Consider the following 18,116-nt stretch of genomic DNA (forward strand, 5'->3'; position numbering starts at 1 on the left):
AGCTAGGGTTCAGTTTTAAACAGGGGGTTTGGCCTGTTTTATTTACATATTCACAACATTGAATTTTGTACCAACCAGTCATGGGCTTTTTCTTCTCCCATAAGCAAAATGAAGGTAGGTTTTAAGTAAAGGCCAAGTTCGGATTTACGCCAAAACAGGTATTCAGGAAGGGATTGCAGAACGCTTCCCCCAAATGTTCGTTGGATTAAACTCGAAAACTCATTCAACGTTCGAGATTCTAATTGGTCAATTTTAGGATAAAAGTCTGCCAAAAAATCTCGATAACGAGCATATTGTCCAACCTGTGCCGGGCTGTATTTATTTAACACTTGTATCATCATTGGCGCACTCCAATGGGACATATTATGCGCATTTGTTAATGCAGCAAGATTACGCCTATGGTATTGCTGCCATGCAAGGGCAAAGTTATTATTTTCCCTCGCTATGCGCCAAATTAAATAAATATCAGCTAAGGATTCATGCTGATAAGTACTTAAATCATCTGGTAATATGCTTCCTTGCAGAGCAATGTTCTCAAGGTGCCCTAACTCGTGCCATAGCGTTAGCAGCGACTGTTCTCTCAGATCTAACTGGTAGGTCACACCGTCAATATTGACCACTTCTATTTGGGGTGTTTCTTGCTTGTTTACGAGGATTAATCCAGAGAAATGACTATCATCAACAGGTATCACCATAGCACTTCTAAAACCGATATCACGCTTGAATTGCTCAAGCGTATCGGGTAACTGTGTTCGCACAGATGCGGGAAGTGTATCGAGACATTTGTTTAACACCGACAAAGGACAAATTAAAGCCTGCTTATCCGCGATAGGCACCCAAGACAGGCTTGAAACCAATGTCAGAACAATTAAACTCACTGATTAGCCATAATATTTTGGATAATGGCCGTTGTTGAAATACCATCTTCAAACCCAAGTACTTGTACTTGACCACCAGCGGCAATCACTTCAGCGCCACCCGCAATATCTTCAATTTTATAATCGCCACCTTTGACCAAGAGATCCGGCAGCAATCTGGCGATGATCCGCTGCGGCGTATCTTCACTAAAAGGCACCACCCAATCGACAGAAGCTAAGCCTGCGAGCACTGCCATACGACGATCAACCTGATTAACTGGACGGCCTTCACCCTTGAGGCGTTTAACCGAGGCATCATCGTTTACTGCGACAATTAAACGATCACCCAAGGCTTTAGCCTGCTTTAAGTAGCTCACGTGACCCGCATGCAAAATATCGAAACAACCATTGGTCATCACCACACGTTCACCGCGCAGTTTGGCTTGCTCTAAGGCGTAGGCAAGCTGATCTTCACTCACCACACCAAAACCCGATTCTCCATGGTGCAAAGCTAAGGCTTCGATAAGCTCGATACGACTCACGGTTGAAGTGCCAAGTTTTCCGACCACCACACCCGCAGCCGTATTTGCAATAGCACAAGCTTGGGGTAAATCGGCCCCTGCGGCTAATGAGGTTGCTAAGGCCGAAATCACAGTGTCGCCAGCCCCCGTCACATCATAGACTTCGCGGGCAACGGTTGGGATGTGTAATTCAGGCGCATTAGCAGTCACTAAGGTCATGCCCTTTTCAGAGCGGGTCACTAAAATGGCATCGAAATGATGTTCTTTGAGTAAACCACGGGCTTTTTCTAGTAGATCGGCTTCAGAGGTCACCGTACCCACAACAGCTTCAAACTCGCTCATATTTGGGGTAATTAGTGACGCGCCATGATAACGACCAAAGTCACTGCCCTTAGGATCGACTAATACCATCACACCTTTAGAACGCGCTAAGGCAATAAAATCTCGCGGCTGATCGATAGCGCCCTTGGCATAGTCGGACAACACCACCACATCGACAGAGTCGAGTAAGGCTTCGGATTGCTTAAGTAAACGCACGCTGTCAGCCTTGTCGAAGGCTTCTTCGAAATCGAGGCGAATAAGCTGCTGATTACGTGATAATACCCGCAACTTAGTGATAGTTGGTTTATCCGCAATACTTAACCATTGGGGTTCAACCCCTAAGGTTTGCACACCGAGTGTTAAGGCTACGGCGGTATCATCTTGGCCAACGAGCCCTGCAAGCTGGACTTGGCCACCTAAGGTTGCGATATTGAGGGCCACGTTAGCCGCGCCACCCGGTCTGTCTTCAACCTGATTAATCTTCACTACAGGTACGGGAGCCTCAGGGGAGATACGTCCCGTAGGGCCAACCCAATAACGGTCTAACATCACATCGCCGACGACTAACACTCTGGCTTTTTCAAATGCTGGCAGAGAAACCTTCATAGCGCTCTTATCTTCATGCAGAAATTTAACCGTGATTGTACCTAATTTTCAGTAAAAATTGAGTTAGAATAAGCAGTAATTTTCAAAACGAGTGAGTATTTTTGTGGTCGAGAAAGCCGAATTTTCATCTTCTTTATATCATCCCAAGCATTGGCCCATGTGGTTTGGCGTATTTTTGATGCGTTTAACTCAGTTTCTACCACTGTCTTGGCAGATGAAACTGGGTAAGGGGTTAGGTCGCTTAGTGATGAAATTTGCCGCTGGCCGCACCCATACCGCACGCCGCAATTTAACCCTTTGCTTCCCAGATATGTCTGAAACTGAAAGGGAAAATCTGCTCAAACGTAACTTTGAAGAAACGGGTAAAGCCATTTTTGATACGATTAATGCGTGGTGGTGGTCCGATGAAAAAGTGCAACAACACATGAGTATTAAAGGCAAAGAATATGTACAAGACACACTCGATGCTGGCCACGGAGTCATCCTTTTTGCCGTGCATTGTTTACCGCTAGAAATGGGGGCACGTATCTTCGGCCAATTTCAACCCGGTGTTGGCGTTTATCGCCCACACAATAACCCAGTCATGGAATATCTGCAGGTCGAGGGGCGTTTACGTTCCAACAAAGGTTTGGTCTCTAAACGGGATTTACGCCAAATGGTGCGCTGCCTACGTAATCCCGATGTAATTTGGTACACTGCCGATCAGGACTTTGGCCGTTCAAGTGCCGTATTTATTCCCTTTTATGCCATGCCTGATACGGCAACGATTACGGGCGCGACGACCTTAGCCAAACTCGGTAAAGCTAAAGTGCTACCCTTTTTTGTAGAGCGTACTGAAGGTGATGAAGGTTATCGAATTGAAATCATGCCACCGCTGGATAATTTCCCCGGCGAAGATGAATTAGCCGATGCCATTCGCGGTAACAAGATTATCGAGTCCATCATAGATAAAAACCGCGCCCAATATATGTGGTTGCATCGCCGCTTTAAGACTCGTCCTGATCCCACTGATAAATCTGTATATCAGTAACCTAACACACTTTTTAACACAAAAATGCCAGCAATTAAGCTGGCATTTTTTATAGGCCCTAGAATGCTAGGTTTCTGGCGGTAAGCGAATCCCAATATTCGTCACTTTGCCTTCATGCAATCCTGCAACAACCCAGTGTAAAGATTGCCATTGGAAATGATCCCCTATAACCGGATGTGCACCAAGCTCAGATGCCACAAGATCAGCCACTGTCATCTCACTCGCCTCCTCATCTAAGTCCAAACCATAGATAGGGGCCAGATCAGCTAACTTGACATCAGTCTCAATAAAGAAATCACCGAAGAAACGTGGAACTTCCTTAGTTTCAGGTGCTTGGCTAAAAAGATGACTTAATGCATCTAAACTTCGCTCCTGACCGAGAACACAGAGTATATCTCCCGCCTCTAAGCAAGTACTACCAGAGGGATGCAATAGTTTGTCTCCCCTAAAAACAGCCGCAATACGCGTACCATCAGGCATCGATAACCGTTTTAAGGGCTCACCAACACACCATTTATTTTCGCTCAAACAGTAAACAAAGACCTCCCATTCACTACTCGGATAAATTTCAACACCCGAGCGTGAAATGGGGAGCGGCTTTGGGGGCAGTTCCACCTTTGCCAAGCGCGCTGCCGTAGTTAACGAAGCTCCTTGGATCAGCAGCGAGACTAGCACGACGAAGAAAGCTAAGTTGAAATATAACTGAGCCCCTGGCAGGCCCGCCATCATAGGAAATACTGCTAAGATGATCGGTACAGCGCCGCGTAACCCCACCCAAGAAATAAACCAACGATCCCGGCTACTAAAGCTTTTAAAGGGCAATAAGCTCAGCCACACAGCCAGAGGACGGGCGAATAAGATCATCCCAAATGCCAAGGCAAAACCAGGCAGCAAAATATCAAATAAATCAGAAGGGGTAAGTAGCAAGCCTAAGACAAGGAACATACCGATTTGGCTGACCCAAGTCATACCATCGAGTACGTTTAAAATAGAATGACGACCACGAGTGGGTTTATTACCGAGGAATAATCCGACTAAGTAAATGGATAAAATGCCACTTCCACCCAACTTGTTAGATACAGCATAAATAATCAGTCCGCCACTTAAGACTAAAATTGAGTAAAGCCCCTCTGCAAGCTTACTTAAATTAACCAGTTTCCATAGCAGCCAACCACCGCCTAAACCTAAACAAATTCCCAAACCAAACTGTTTAATAAAGCTTACCAGCATAAAACTAACCGAAAGCTCAGTATCAACATTAGCCAAAATAGCAATTAATGTGACGGTTAAAAATACCGCCATAGGATCGTTACTACCGGACTCAATTTCCAAGGTTGCCCCAACCCGCTCATTAAGACTTCGTCCTTTAAGTAAGGAAAATACCGCAGCCGCATCAGTCGAGCCCACAATAGCCCCAACCAGTAACCCCTGCAGCCAATGCAAATCAAACAACCATGCGGCCATCAAGCCAGTAATACTGGTGGTAATCGCAACGCCAAAAGTCGCCAAGGATAATGCAGGCCATAGCGCCACCCTAAAACTGGCTACGCGCGTGCGCATACCGCCGTCGAGCAAAATAATCGCTAAGGCTAAGTTACTGACTAAATAAGCTGTGGAGTAATCATCAAATTGGATACCACCAAGACCATCTTCACCAGCCAAAATACCTACAGCAAGGAAAATCAATAAAATTGGAATGCCTAAACGGGAAGACATTGGACTAAGCAAAACACTCACTGCTGCAAGCAAGGCACCGATCAGAAAAAAACTATTGATGGAATCTGCATCCACACATGCCTCCTTAAATACAGGTTGTTTAGTTAAACGATAGACAAATCACCGAGGTTAAAAATGACTCAACTTACGATTTTTATGATTTTATATTAGCACAAAAATAGCGAATTATTGGAGCGTTAAATATTAAATTTCAATCATCTACAGACAAATAGCTTCAACAGTAACTTTGTATTAGCTTTGATGTAAAAACCAGTAAAAAATTCTAATTTCACGATAACACCAACAACCCAATAAATTGCAATTAAAATAGCTAAATATCAATACATTAAGAAAATAACCATTCAATTAAAACCTACCTAATTGACGTTAAAACCAAGCAATAACGCAATAGAAACCCCGATATACTATGAAAATTAGCACAAACAATAAAAATACCAATAAAAATAGTAAGTTCTAGGATAAGAAGCCTAAATACGATTGTTTTAAAGACACAACTCAATAAATAGTGTCATAAAAACAATAATTGTCATTATGACACTTTAAAAACGTATCAAAAAGACACTCATTCAATAAATATTCATTTAATTTCAATAGGATAAATATTGGCACATTTCCAGCTATAGATAACACAAAGGTATCAAAATGACGTTGTATTAAGGGGATTTATGAGCAAACAAAAACTCACAGTAATTGCACTATTATTAGTGTTAATTGCTTCATTTACGGTACTGCTTAGTATTGGCAGTGAAATTTATCGAGAAAAACCACCCATACCAACAGCCTTTACCGATGCCAGTGGACACACAGTGTTTAGTGGACAAGATATAGAACAAGGCCAATTAGTATGGCGATCTATGGGAGGTCATCAACTGGGTTCCATTTGGGGACATGGTTCTTATGTTGCCCCTGATTGGACTGCCGACTGGTTACACAAAGAAGCGGAGGCTTGGCTCAACATACGCGCAATGGAACAATATCAACAACCCTTTGAACAACTGACTAATCCTGCAAAGGCTGGTTTAGAACAAGCACTAAGGGATGATTTGCGTCGTAATACTGTAGAACAACATGCTGATGGCACGAGTATTATCAGATTATCTACAACACGAGTTGAAGCCATTAATAAGGTCAGCCAGCACTACCTCTCATTGTTTGGTAGCGATCCTGAGCTAAAAAACTTACGCGAGCAATATGCAATGAAAGAAGGCACTGTGCCCGATCTTGCCCGCCGTGAGCAACTCAATGCTTTTCTCTTCTGGGGGGCGTGGGCCGCAATCACTGAACGTCCAGATGCTTCATATACTTATACAAATAACTGGCCCTTCGATCCGCAGCTAGGCAATACCCCAACCTCGGATAATATTGTTTGGTCAATCCTCAGTATTGTCACTTTAATCGCAGGAATTGGTGGCTTAATCTGGCATCACGCCAGTGGTAAACACGAAAGCCTACCTAAACCTGCCGAGCAAGATCCACTATTCTTGGCTAAACCAACCGCCTCACAAAAAGCGGTTGGTAAATACTTTATTACCGCTATTGGCCTCTTTCTACTACAAATTTTACTCGGTGGTATTACCGCCCACTATGCGGTGGAAGGCCAAGAATTCTACGGTTTCCCCCTTGCAGAAATCCTCCCCTATTCAGTCACTCGTACTTGGCATACTCAATTAGCAGTATTCTGGATTGCCACTGCTTGGCTAGGCACAGGATTATATATTGCCCCAGCATTATCAGGTCATGAGCCAAAATTTCAACGCCTTGGTGTTAACGTGCTATGGGTCGCCTTAGTCATAATTGTAGTTGGTTCAATGGCTGGTGAGTGGATGGGAGTACAGCAGTACTTTGATCTTGATATGAATTTCCTTTTCGGCCATCAAGGTTATGAATACATAGATTTAGGCCGCGTATGGCAAATACTGTTGTTAATTGGACTATTAATTTGGTTAGCCCTAGTCACTGCGGCAATGAAACCTGCGCTCAAAGTCCAAAGTGAAATGCGACCCGTTATATGGGTACTTTACGCCTCCTGCGTCGCTATTGGATTATTCTATGGCGCAGGTCTTTTTATGGGGAAACACTCTAACCTCGCGATTGCCGAATATTGGCGTTGGTGGGTGGTGCATTTGTGGGTTGAAGGCTTCTTTGAGACCTTCGCCACCGCCGTTATCGCCCTGATGTTAGTGCGTCTTGGTTTAATACGTGGTCGCAGCGCCAACAGCGCCGTACTTTTTACCACTGTGATCTTTTTAACTGGCGGGCTCATTGGCACCTTACACCACCTCTATTTTACCGGAACACCCACATCCGTTATTGCTTGGGGTGCGATTTTCTCCGCATTAGAAGTCGTCCCATTAGCCATTATTGGTTTTGAAGCGATGGAAACGTATCGCCTACGCAAAGCCAGTCACTGGATGCAAAGATATCATTGGGCCATTATGTTCTTTGTCGCTACTGCGTTTTGGAATTTAGTTGGGGCAGGCATACTTGGGTTCCTAATCAACCCACCTATCGCCCTTTATTACATACAAGGCTTAAACACAACGGCAACCCATGCTCATGCGGCATTTATGGGAGTATACGGTATGTTAGGCATGGGCTTGATGCTCTTCTGTCTACGCGGATTAACAGGCAAGATGCAATGGAATGAAAAAATGCTAAAAGGAGCCTTCTGGAGCCTCAATATCGGTCTTGCCGCTATGGTCTTTATGTCACTGCTACCTGTGGGCATTACACAATTCTTTGCCGTCATCGACCATGGATATTGGTATGCTCGCTCGCCTGAGGTTATCCACAGCCCATTAGTCGAACGGCTCGTCTGGATGCGCATGTTTGGGGACGTTATTTTTAGTGTCGGCGGTTTGTTGATGGGAGCATTCCTATTCGATCTGATTAAAAAAGCACTGAATAAAACACCGCAAGTTCAGCATGAATTACTCGAACCCAATCGCTAACGCCCTCTTTTAAACTTGTCCAAGGCATCATTTACGATGCCTTGGACTTATAGTTTAACAGCGGTGAGTCTAGCCATAGTCAGTCTAGCCACCATGCATCAAACTGGATTTTATTGCGTCGGTTACATAATAACTCAACTTACCAGTTCAAAGCAGACTGGCATTGTTTAAACTACCTGTGTCAATATCACAATTATTTATACCCACTGAATACACTGGAGTTTGTATGGCATTAAGTCAAACCGAACTGACCCGTATTGCCCTTGATATCACTTCAGGTTTAGGTCATAGGGATCGTTTCTCACGTTTACTAGATACCGTAAGACAAAATCTCCACTGTAATGCCGCGGCACTGCTCACTTTCCATGGACAATACTTTACGCCACTGGCGATCAATGGCTTAAATGACGATGTGCTTGGTAGACGATTTATCCTCAGTGAACACCCTAGGCTTGAAGCCATCGCAAGGGCGGGGGATATAGTGCGTTTTCCCGCTGATAGTGAATTGCCCGATCCCTACGATGGTTTAATTCCGAATCAAGCTGACCAACTAAAAGTACACGCCTGCATTGGTCTGCCACTCTTTTCCAATGAACGTCTTATCGGGGCTGTCACTATTGATGCGTTTGATCCCCTTCAATTTGATCAATTTAGCAATACCGAGCTACGCAGTTTAAGTGCTATCGCAGCCGCTTCATTAAGCAATGCATTATTGGTAGAAAAACTTGAGCGTTTGGCCCTTAATAGCCACGCCAGCCATACAGAAGAAAATGCCCCAAACTTGAATACGGATGGCGAACTCATTGGTCATTCTCCCATCATACAAAGTCTAAATCGAGAAATCGAAGTCGTTGCCCACAGTGATCTCAATGTATTAATCCTAGGCGAAACAGGTACAGGAAAAGAATTAGTCGCTCAAGCCATACATCAAAAATCAGCAAGAGCGACTAAAGCCTTAGTCTACCTAAATTGTGCCGCCCTCCCCGAGTCGGTCGCAGAAAGTGAACTCTTTGGGCATGTTAAGGGCGCCTTTACTGGTGCAATAAGCCATCGTAGTGGCAAATTCGAAATGGCGGATAAAGGCACTTTATTTTTAGATGAAATAGGTGAGTTACCACTCACACTACAAGCAAAATTACTGCGGGTACTGCAATACGGTGATCTACAAAGAGTAGGAGACGATCGCAGCCTAAAAGTCGATGTGCGGATTATTGCTGCTACCAACAAAGTGCTTAAAACTGAAGTGCTAGAAGGACGCTTTAGAGCCGATCTTTACCATAGATTAAGCGTATTTCCCCTATTAGTGCCCCCACTACGGGAGCGTGGACAAGATATCACACTACTAAGTGGTTTCTTTGCCGAGCGTTACAAGCAAAAGCTTGGGATAAAACAACTCAATTTTAGTCCCACTAGCTTATTACTACTCAACCAATACACTTGGCCTGGTAACGTACGAGAGCTAGAACATGCAATCCATAGGGCAACGGTTCTAGCACGCGTATCAGCCGAAAATGGCTGCTGCACCATTGAGCCACAGCATTTTGACTTACCACTGAAACTCAATCCCCTCGAAACGAGCCAATCAATAGCGACTAGCGATGTGTCCGCACGAGAAACGAGGGAATTTTTAAACTTAACGCTTGCGACTGAGTCATTTCAGAGCGATTACATTAAACGCGTCTTTGCTACGCAAGATAACAATTGGGCCGCCACAGCAAGGATATTGGGCGTCGATCCTGGCAATCTACATCGCTTGGCTAAGCGTCTAAAGTTAAAATAAGTGATAAATACGCTGTACGGATCATATTTCAGTTGAAATAATGTTCAAAATAAGGAAGGATGCGAGCTTCGCGCGCCAGAGCATGTTGCCCGTCAATTTGCCGCGCTATTTTAGGTAGAGAAAGCAGCGTTCAACACGCTTTTTTATTAACAGGAATCGTAGTATCCGCTTATGAGTATGCTTCGCACCACAGCTTTATTATTGACTTTAGCGTTCCCAAGTCTCTCCGCTTTAGCAACGGAATACCCTTTACCGCCGCCTTCAAGTCGGTTAGTTGGCGAAAACCATTATTACACTGTGCCAGAGGGTAAACACACCCTAGAAGATATCGCGGCTCAATTCCAGCTGGGTCTAAGTAACTTGATGGAAGCCAATCCTGGTGTCGATCCATTCTTACCCAAACCTGGCAGCCAGTTATTAATTCCACACCAGTTAATTCTGCCAAACGCCCCGCGTGAAGGCATTGTGATCAACGTTGCGGAAATGCGTTTGTACTACTACCCGAAGGGCAAAAAGACCGTTGAAGTCCTGCCTATTGGTATTGGACAAATTGGCAAAGATACGCCAGAAAACTGGGTGACTAGCGTTCAACGTAAGCGTGCCAATCCTACGTGGACACCAACACCACGTATCCGCAAAGAATACGCGGCAAAAGGCGAAATTCTCCCCGCGGTATGGCCAGCAGGCCCTGATAACCCAATGGGCTTATATGCGCTCTATATTGGCAACTTGTATGCTATCCATGGTACTAACGCCAGCTTTGGTATTGGTTTACGCGTCAGTCAAGGATGCGTGCGCTTACGCCACGAAGATATCGAGCATTTATTTAAAACAGTGCCTGTCGGCACTCGTGTACAATTTGTTAATCAACCGATTAAAGCGACAGAAGAGCCTGATGGAAAACGCTATTTAGCGGTACATCAACCGCTATCGCGTACTATTGCAGAGTTTGAATCAAATGAACCTGTTGCTATCTCCTTACCCAAGGATATCGTTAAGTTTATCGCGAAGGCGGATACCGATTCTTCTGTGATTAAAAAACTGCTTGATGAACGTACTGGCGTGCCCACCGTTATCAATCAGTAATACTGCACAGCTAAAAAAATACCCGCTTATTCGCGGGTATTTTTTTATCTATAAATAGGTTTTTCAATCACATAATGGTGCACAAAGTGCTAAAAAGTGCGTCATCGCCGCACTATTGGCCAGGATCCGTTGATCAAAATTTTGCAGTGCAGGGGTTTCGGTACAAGCCCCGACTCTTGCACCACTGCGGACCAAGCAAGCCTCAAATGAAGTATCGAAGTGGTTGAAGATCAAACCATCCTTTACAGGACAACCGTCTATCTCACCATCGGGTGCAATAGGGAAATATCCCCCTAAAGTGTCGCGTAAATCGAGGCTAAAACGCCCAGGTACTTGGCTTGGTTCAAACGAATACACATAGGCTTCATGGCTTAACACATCTTCATGGCAAGTTAAAATCCCTTCTCGGCTCGCAGCAATCAGTAACTGTGCATGTTCGAGTAATAATTTACCTTCTATTGATGTGGTTTCATTCGCCTTTGGTTTACCATTTTCAAACACAAATCCACGGTTAGGGTTTTCACCGAATTTGTTGAATCTATGGCCGCGATTAAATCCTGTTGGATTAACGAGGGGCAGTAAACTTAGGTTAACGCGCTCAAATAACTCGGAGGAAGCCTCACTTAAGAAGTGCAATAACCCCCATGGCCCAGCGGATTCTTCACCGTGAAAACCAGCACTGATTAATAAAGACGGTAAGCTCGATTTAGCGGCAGGAGATTGATACAAGCTAACCTTATATTTACCTACTTCACCCAATACCTTCTCAACCATGCCCAAACGGGACATTTCTTGCTCAAGCAGTAGATAAAAATTATCAATATCAGTGCTTTCACAGTTAAAAATATCGCTTTTCCACTGAAAGGATTCGAACGGAGATCTGCTTACCATATCTTGTACTTATGCCAGAAAAAGAACTGTGCCATCATAGCAGTTCTTTTAGAAAACTGAATGATATTCAACTGAATTCGATGAAATCCGACGAGTCTCTGACTTTACCCTACGCCTTACCAATACTCACAAAGTAAAGTGCGACATTTTTAACCAGAGCAGGCAGAATAATCCCCCGACTTAGCAGCTAAGCTGCCTGCGTGGCGACGACTTGGAGTGGCGGCTTGAAAAGGTGAGAGTAAACTAGATTGTGAATATGGCTAATACTATGCTTTTAAATCAAAAAATCACTAAAAATACCAACATATCTCCACTGGCCATTTACCAAGCTCAAGTTGGTGTAAATTTGGTTGTAGATCCTGCCCAACAACAGGCCGTTTTTGCCCTAGAAGATTTATTCCATCAATTGACTTCACCCACTAAAAATAGACGCCAGCAACAGCACTCGCAGATTAAAGGTCTGTACTTGTGGGGTGATGTCGGTCGGGGCAAAACATTTTTGATGGATTTATTTTTCGACTGTTTACCAACAGAGGGAAAGTTAAGACTGCATTTTCACCGATTTATGGCGATGATCCACCAAGCATTACGCGAACATTCGGGTAAACGAGATCCCTTAACTGTGATTGCCAAAAATCTAGCGAAAGAGTGCAAGGTGCTCTGTTTTGATGAGTTTTTTGTTTCAGATATTGGCGATGCCATGATACTCGCAGGGCTGTTTGAGTGCCTATTCAAACAAGGTGTGGTCTTGGTCGCCACATCAAATATCCCCATAGAGCGCTTATATGAAAACGGCTTAGCCAGACACAGATTTTTGCCCTGTATCCAACTGTTGCAAACACATACGCAAATGCTGCACCTTGCAGGCAATCAAGACCATAGGGTACATACTGATTCGATAGCTGATATCAGCGCCTCAACGTCCCTAAATATAGGTCTTAGTGGAACGCTTAATTTCGAGCAGATATTTGACAATATTGTGAATAAATTAACCCCAAATGCTCCCTACTTAAGCAATACCAGCCTTACCATCTGCAACCGTGAAATCCCAGTTATCCGCGCTACATTAGCCCACACAGACAACTTAATTGCTTGGTTCGACTTTCATGCTCTCTGTGACGGCCCAAGATCCCAGCTCGATTACATCGAAATCGCAAGTCGATTTAAAATCGTAATGGTAAGCGGTGTCCCTAAACTAGGCGGTGAAGTCAAAGGTTGGATCCGCGCCCGCGGTACCGAGGATGGCACAGGAGAAAACCAAGCCGCCGCGACAGGCGAGCGTAAACTCTCCTATGCCGTCAACGACGACCCAGCACGGCGCTTTATCAGTTTAATTGATGAACTGTACGATCAACACGTCCGTTTATATCTGAGTTGCAATATACCACTTAATGAACTCTACCAAGGTGGCGCGCTCAGTTTCGAATTTCGCAGAACCTACAGTCGATTAATCGAAATGAGCCGCAGCACTTAAGGTTCAAAGTAAAAATATATCTATAACCTATAGCTCAAAATATAAACGATAACCGACACCAGGTTCAGTCCGCATATACTGAGGCTCACTCGGGGAATCGCCTAATTTTTGCCTTAAGTGACTGACCACAATTCGTAGATAATGTGTGTCTTCTGTGTGGGCTGGCCCCCAAATTTCCTTTAGTAGCTGAGTCTGAGTAACAACGCAGTTAGGTGACGACGCCAATTTAGACAATACCGCGTATTCCTTGGGTGTGAGTTCGATAACTTGGTTATCAACTTTCACTAACCTACGACTTAAATCAATCTGCAACTTACCATCATCTAATATGGGTAATTTTTCAGGTTTGATATGGTCCCTTAAAATTGCCCGCACCCTTGCCAGTAACTCTTCCACACTAAAGGGTTTAGTTACATAATCCTGCGCGCCTGCATCTAATGCTGCGACTTTTTCCTTATCTTGATTGCGAACCGACAATACAATCACAGCAACATCGGACCATCCCCGTAACTCCTGTAGCACTTGATGGCCTTCCATATCCGGCAAGCCTAAATCCAAAATCACTAATTCAGGTTGCTGGCGAGCGACAGCTGAGAGTCCTTGCTGACCATTTTCTGCCTCAGTAACATCATAACCTTCACTGGCGAGTGCAATCCGCAACATGCGGCGTATTTGGGTCTCATCATCGATAACCACGATTTTTATTGCCACGTCTCTAGTCCATTCTGTGGTTTAGTAAGGATATTTTGACTAAAAATAATTAGCCAGGAACAGGGTAGTCTAACGGCAATTCAACTTCAAAACGAGTGCCTTGCCCCTGTAGGCAATCGGTAACGCGAACACTCCCCCCGTGTGCAGCTATCATGCCTTTACAAATAGCCAGCCCCATACCTGTGTTCTGTTTTTTCTGATCGCCATCGGCAACCACATAAAACATATCGAAAATTTGATCCCTATGGCTGACGGGGATCCCCGGCCCTCTGTCTTCAATGGCAATACAGCAACGGTGATTGGAAATGGTTAATTCAATACAAATAGGCTCTTCTGGTGGTGAAAATCGAACGGCATTCTCTAGAATGTTAAATAATCCTTGTTCGATCAGCGCCGCATGCACAAAGAGGAGTGGGGGTTCTTTTTCTCTGTGATATTCAACGATTGCGTTAGGGAAATAGCGTTTAAGCCTACCAAGTACGCTGCCAATAATGTCATCTGCCGAAACCCAATCACGCTCTATGCTCAAAGTGCCATGACCTAGGCGTGTCATGTCGAGTAAATTTTGGATATAGCTGCTGAGATGGTCACCTCGGTCTCGGCATCGCAATGTGCCATGATTTAGGTGCACAAAATCTGACTCGAGGTGACCGATATGAACTATAAACTTATCAGCATTGATTTGGCAAAAACAGTCTTCCAAGTGGCAGCATTTAACCCAGATAACACGATTGCTTTTAACCGTAAAATCAATCGCCCAGCATTGCTTGATACGCTCAGGCAATGCGAGCCGACATTAGTGGTGATGGAAGCTTGTTACAGTGCTAATTACTGGGGACGGGCTATCGAAAAGCTCGGCCATACCGTCAAGCTTATCCCCGCCAGAATGGTGAAAGCTATGCTGGTTGGTAATAAAAATGACGCCAATGATGCGGTTGCTATCGGAGAAACGGCTAGTCGCCCTAAAGTGAGTCTACTTCGTCCAAAAACGGTCGAGCAGCAGGATATTCAATCTTTACTGCGCATTCGTGAACGCTTGGTGGAGAATCGCACGGCTAACTGCAATCAACTGCGTGGTTTCCTTGCGGAATACGGCCTGATTGTCGCAAAGACCCGCCGCCAGTTGATGTTAGCCATTCCGCTCATTCTTGAAGATGCTGACAACGAATTATCCACGGTTGCCAGAGGGTTTATTCAACGACTCTATGAGTTTCAGTTGTATTTAAATGAACAAATCGACCAAGTTGCACAGGACATATTAGCCCTTGCCCAAGCCATGCCACAGTATCCATTATTGCTAACCATCCCCGGTGTCGGCCCTATGGTCGCATCCACATTATTAGCCAGTATTAATGAAGTGAATGATTTTAAAAATGGCCGGCAATTGGCGGCATGGCTAGGACTAACCCCTTCACAATACAGTAGTGGCACGACCAATCGGCTCGGCAAGATAACCAAGCGCGGAAATCAAACGCTTCGGCGGTTACTTATCCATGGTGCAAGAACCGTGATGAACTGGTGCGATAAGAAAGACGACTCACTTAGTCAATGGCTCCAACGGCTTAAACAACGCCAACACGTCTGCAAAGTGACGGTTGCCTTAGCAAATAAGATGGCGCGGATGGTGTTTGTGGTGATGAGCCGCGGACAAGTATTTGATATGAATAAGGCATGTAAAGTGGCGGCATAATACAGCGTTTTTTGCGTAAATAGACTCAAAATGTAAATAGATAAATGTCCATCAAAGCACAACAGCGGTAATGGTATTAATGAGTTAAACGGTTTGTCTTACCCAAAACCTGACCGGGACAGTGGCCTTCGAGGCCATATGGCTGCCAAGGAGGGTAAGACGTCAATTTGGATCTCATTAGGGCGCAACAGACGCCGGATATATGTCGCAAGACCGCGAACCATTAACGACTGATACCCCGTTGTGAAAGGTGATTTATCGATTAGCACAAATTAGTTTGAATAAAGTAGGACATTGACCTTGCTAACCCCAAGGTGACCATATATGTCCAAGCGACGGCTTTCTTGCAAAATAGTATCGAGTAGCTCGTTTCGGTCGGCCTCTAGCAATTGCTTATTCAATAGTTTTAAGCTCTCCGCCGCCCCCATCATAGCTGAGAGTGGTGATTTTAGATCGTGAGATACTGATGATAATAATGCCGAACGTAACTGCTCAATTTCTGTTTTCACCCGTGCCGATTCAAGATCTGACACTAACTGAATACGCCGCCAAGTATTAGCGCCTTGCTGTAACATGGCAAGAATAAGCTCTCTATCAAACGGACTGAGTTCGTTGACTGTGGGTTGCCAATCTAAAATCGCCGCGCCAATCGTCGTACCTTCAAGTTCAATGGGGAACACACTGACACCCGATGCACTCAAGGTATCGCTCAAACGCCCCGCAGCTTGCCCATGGCGCAGGGTCCAATCGATTGCCGCCAAATCGAGGTCGTTAAATGGCGTATTCAGCAGCGGTAAATAGGATCGCTGACCGTCTTTACGCTGCAAAACAATATAACAATCGGCATTCACTGAACCTGTAATCTTGCGTCCTATCGTTTGCCAAAGGGCTTTTTCATCATCGGCGACCGATAATTCTTGGGCGACATCCTTTAACGTTTCTGCATAACGATTTGACTCGCGCAGTAAAATAAACTGGTTCCTGATCCGAGAAGCGGCCGGGCCGCTGATAAGCCCGATAAAAACCAAAAAGATTAAGGTGGCAATGTCATCCTGGCTATTCACATTCATAGTGAATTTAGGCTCAGTGAGAAAGAAATTAAAACTAAAAAATGACCATACCGCCGTCGCCATCGCAGGCCGAGCGCCATAGGTTAAGCCAATGCTGACAATCAAGAAAACATATAACAACACCAGATTGCCATTACTGAGCCAAGTATCTAAAAATGCCACCAGCGGGAAAATAACCACCACACCAATCAGCCCAAGAATATGGCCTCGAAGATCACCAAAACTGACTTTAGGCTTGATAGGGTCTCGTACTTGTACTTGACTGTCGGGGGCGTGATATACGCTGACTTCAACGGGTAAACCAGATTCAATCAAGCGTTGGTAGAGCCTTTTACGCCACCAAGGATAGGTGCGTTTCACACCCGCGCCGACTAACACTGTATTAATTCGATGTAGGGCTATGTAGGGTAAAATGGCCTGATAACTGCTCGTGCCACGTAATACTTCGGTCTGCGCACCGAGTTCTTTGGCTAAGGCAAAGGCCTCATTTAGTCTTTTTCGCTGATAAAGGCCCAGCGCTTTACCGGTATCGACCCAAAGCACTAACCAAGGAATTTGCCGCCGCTCAGCAATCTGCCGACCTATGCGGATCAAATATTGATGATCACTGCTGTTACTGACTAAAACCAACAATCTGTCTTTGAGAACAAAATCTGTTCCCTGTGCTTTGGCATCGAGTTCACAAATCAGTTTTGCATCGACTCTCTCTATGACTTTTTTCATTGCCAATTCGCGCAGAGCCGTCAAATTCGAGACCGAAAAAAAAGCATCTAAGGCTGAGCGAGCATACTCCGGCAGATAAACTTTGCCTTGCTGTAAGCGTTCGATAAGTGTTGATGGCGGTAAATCGACAAATATAATTTCATGGGCTTCATCAAGGAAGCGATCAGGTACGGTTTCCCGTACCCGCACTTGAGTAATTTGCAAAACCAGATCATTCAAACTGACCAAATGTTGAATGTTAACTGTGGTATAGACATCGATACCCGCAGCCAATAATTCTGCAACGTCTTGATAGCGCCGTTTATGGCGACTACCGGGAACATTCGTGTGGGCCAGTTCATCGACGAGGATCAGCTTAGGCCGACGAAGCAGCGCCGCATCTAAGTCAAATTCTGTTAAACGATTATTGTGATAATCAATGGGTTTACGCGCCAATACCTCAAAACCTGCTAGCATGGCCTCGGTATCGGCACGCCCATGGGTTTCCACCAGTCCAACCAGCAAATCGACACCTTGTTGCGCTATTTCCCTTGCCGCACTGAGCATTGCATAGGTCTTGCCCACGCCAGGTGCCGCCCCAAGAAAAACCGTCAGTTTACCTTTATCATTTTGCTGTATCTGACTTAAAAGCGCATTGGCTTGCTGTGTTTGACTGATTGGAACCACGA

Annotated in this window: 13 protein-coding genes; 6 read left to right on the forward strand and 7 right to left on the reverse strand. The window is 44.8% G+C overall.

Annotated features, from left to right (window positions below; translation table 11 throughout):
* Positions 1 to 50 precede the first annotated feature (50 nt).
* A complete protein-coding gene (locus MZ182_RS16385; protein WP_248069388.1) occupies positions 51 to 878 on the reverse strand; it encodes a hypothetical protein in 828 nt (275 codons plus the stop codon).
* Entirely contained in the window at positions 875 to 2,305 is a 1,431-nt protein-coding gene (gene hldE / locus MZ182_RS16390; RefSeq protein ID WP_011919901.1) for a bifunctional D-glycero-beta-D-manno-heptose-7-phosphate kinase/D-glycero-beta-D-manno-heptose 1-phosphate adenylyltransferase HldE, read from the reverse strand. The genes MZ182_RS16385 and hldE overlap by 4 nt, the downstream gene beginning before the upstream one ends.
* Before the next feature lie 103 nt (positions 2,306 to 2,408).
* Here hldE and MZ182_RS16395 point away from each other — a divergent pair, with 103 nt between their 5' ends.
* Complete coding sequence (locus MZ182_RS16395; protein WP_248069386.1) at positions 2,409 to 3,335, forward strand: LpxL/LpxP family Kdo(2)-lipid IV(A) lauroyl/palmitoleoyl acyltransferase; 927 nt, start codon at positions 2,409 to 2,411, stop codon at positions 3,333 to 3,335.
* Positions 3,336 to 3,401: 66 nt separating this feature from the next.
* Here the strand turns inward: MZ182_RS16395 and MZ182_RS16400 are convergent, their stop codons facing one another.
* Positions 3,402 to 5,126, reverse strand: a complete 1,725-nt coding sequence (locus MZ182_RS16400) for a potassium/proton antiporter (RefSeq protein WP_011788251.1) — start codon at positions 5,124 to 5,126, stop codon at positions 3,402 to 3,404.
* A 611-nt stretch (positions 5,127 to 5,737) separates the two neighbouring features.
* On the opposite strand from MZ182_RS16400, the gene MZ182_RS16405 reads away from it, so the two are divergent.
* The 3 genes from MZ182_RS16405 to MZ182_RS16415 all read left to right on the forward strand — a co-directional run bounded on the left by MZ182_RS16405 (position 5,738) and on the right by MZ182_RS16415 (position 10,889).
* A complete protein-coding gene (locus tag MZ182_RS16405) occupies positions 5,738 to 8,023 on the forward strand; it encodes a nitric-oxide reductase large subunit (protein WP_248069384.1) in 2,286 nt (761 codons plus the stop codon).
* 226 nt (positions 8,024 to 8,249) lie between these two features.
* A complete protein-coding gene (norR, locus tag MZ182_RS16410; RefSeq protein WP_011788249.1) occupies positions 8,250 to 9,803 on the forward strand; it encodes a nitric oxide reductase transcriptional regulator NorR in 1,554 nt (517 codons plus the stop codon).
* Positions 9,804 to 9,974: 171 nt separating this feature from the next.
* Positions 9,975 to 10,889: a L,D-transpeptidase family protein gene (locus MZ182_RS16415; protein ID WP_011788248.1), complete on the forward strand. Its 915-nt coding sequence runs from the start codon at positions 9,975 to 9,977 to the stop codon at positions 10,887 to 10,889.
* A 63-nt stretch (positions 10,890 to 10,952) separates the two neighbouring features.
* Here MZ182_RS16415 and MZ182_RS16420 read toward each other — a convergent pair whose 3' ends face one another.
* A complete protein-coding gene (locus MZ182_RS16420) occupies positions 10,953 to 11,780 on the reverse strand; it encodes a M14 family metallocarboxypeptidase (protein WP_011788247.1) in 828 nt (275 codons plus the stop codon).
* A gap of 256 nt (positions 11,781 to 12,036) precedes the next feature.
* On the opposite strand from MZ182_RS16420, the gene zapE reads away from it, so the two are divergent.
* A complete protein-coding gene (gene zapE / locus MZ182_RS16425) occupies positions 12,037 to 13,254 on the forward strand; it encodes a cell division protein ZapE (protein ID WP_248069382.1) in 1,218 nt (405 codons plus the stop codon).
* A 27-nt stretch (positions 13,255 to 13,281) separates the two neighbouring features.
* Here the strand turns inward: zapE and MZ182_RS16430 are convergent, their stop codons facing one another.
* On the reverse strand, positions 13,282 to 13,965 hold the full coding sequence (locus MZ182_RS16430; RefSeq protein ID WP_011788245.1) for a response regulator: 684 nt from the start codon (positions 13,963 to 13,965) through the stop codon (positions 13,282 to 13,284).
* 49 nt (positions 13,966 to 14,014) lie between these two features.
* On the reverse strand, positions 14,015 to 14,518 hold the full coding sequence (locus tag MZ182_RS16435) for a sensor histidine kinase (protein ID WP_248114729.1): 504 nt from the start codon (positions 14,516 to 14,518) through the stop codon (positions 14,015 to 14,017).
* 102 nt (positions 14,519 to 14,620) lie between these two features.
* Here MZ182_RS16435 and MZ182_RS16440 point away from each other — a divergent pair, with 102 nt between their 5' ends.
* Positions 14,621 to 15,655 carry an IS110 family transposase gene (locus MZ182_RS16440; protein ID WP_248069889.1) on the forward strand — a complete coding sequence of 345 codons (1,035 nt, stop codon included), beginning with the start codon at positions 14,621 to 14,623 and terminating at the stop codon, positions 15,653 to 15,655.
* Between the two features lie 272 nt (positions 15,656 to 15,927).
* On the opposite strand, the gene MZ182_RS16445 is transcribed toward MZ182_RS16440, so the two are convergent.
* Positions 15,928 to 18,114 carry a DUF4118 domain-containing protein gene (locus tag MZ182_RS16445; RefSeq protein WP_248069179.1) on the reverse strand — a complete coding sequence of 729 codons (2,187 nt, stop codon included), beginning with the start codon at positions 18,112 to 18,114 and terminating at the stop codon, positions 15,928 to 15,930.
* Positions 18,115 to 18,116: the final 2 nt, after the last annotated feature.

The organism is Shewanella sp. JNE2, assembly GCF_023159115.1.
GTDB lineage: Bacteria > Pseudomonadota > Gammaproteobacteria > Enterobacterales > Shewanellaceae > Shewanella > Shewanella putrefaciens.

Coding starts and splice junctions, on each gene's coding strand:
- hldE (WP_011919901.1), bottom strand. CDS start 2,305: ATGAAGGTTTCTCTGCCAGCATTTGAAAAAGCCAGAGTGTTAGTCGTC.
- MZ182_RS16405 (WP_248069384.1), top strand. CDS start 5,738: ATGAGCAAACAAAAACTCACAGTAATTGCACTATTATTAGTGTTAATT.
- norR (WP_011788249.1), top strand. CDS start 8,250: ATGGCATTAAGTCAAACCGAACTGACCCGTATTGCCCTTGATATCACT.
- MZ182_RS16415 (WP_011788248.1), top strand. CDS start 9,975: ATGAGTATGCTTCGCACCACAGCTTTATTATTGACTTTAGCGTTCCCA.
- MZ182_RS16420 (WP_011788247.1), bottom strand. CDS start 11,780: ATGGTAAGCAGATCTCCGTTCGAATCCTTTCAGTGGAAAAGCGATATT.
- zapE (WP_248069382.1), top strand. CDS start 12,037: ATGGCTAATACTATGCTTTTAAATCAAAAAATCACTAAAAATACCAAC.
- MZ182_RS16435 (WP_248114729.1), bottom strand. CDS start 14,518: ATGACACGCCTAGGTCATGGCACTTTGAGCATAGAGCGTGATTGGGTT.
- MZ182_RS16440 (WP_248069889.1), top strand. CDS start 14,621: ATGAACTATAAACTTATCAGCATTGATTTGGCAAAAACAGTCTTCCAA.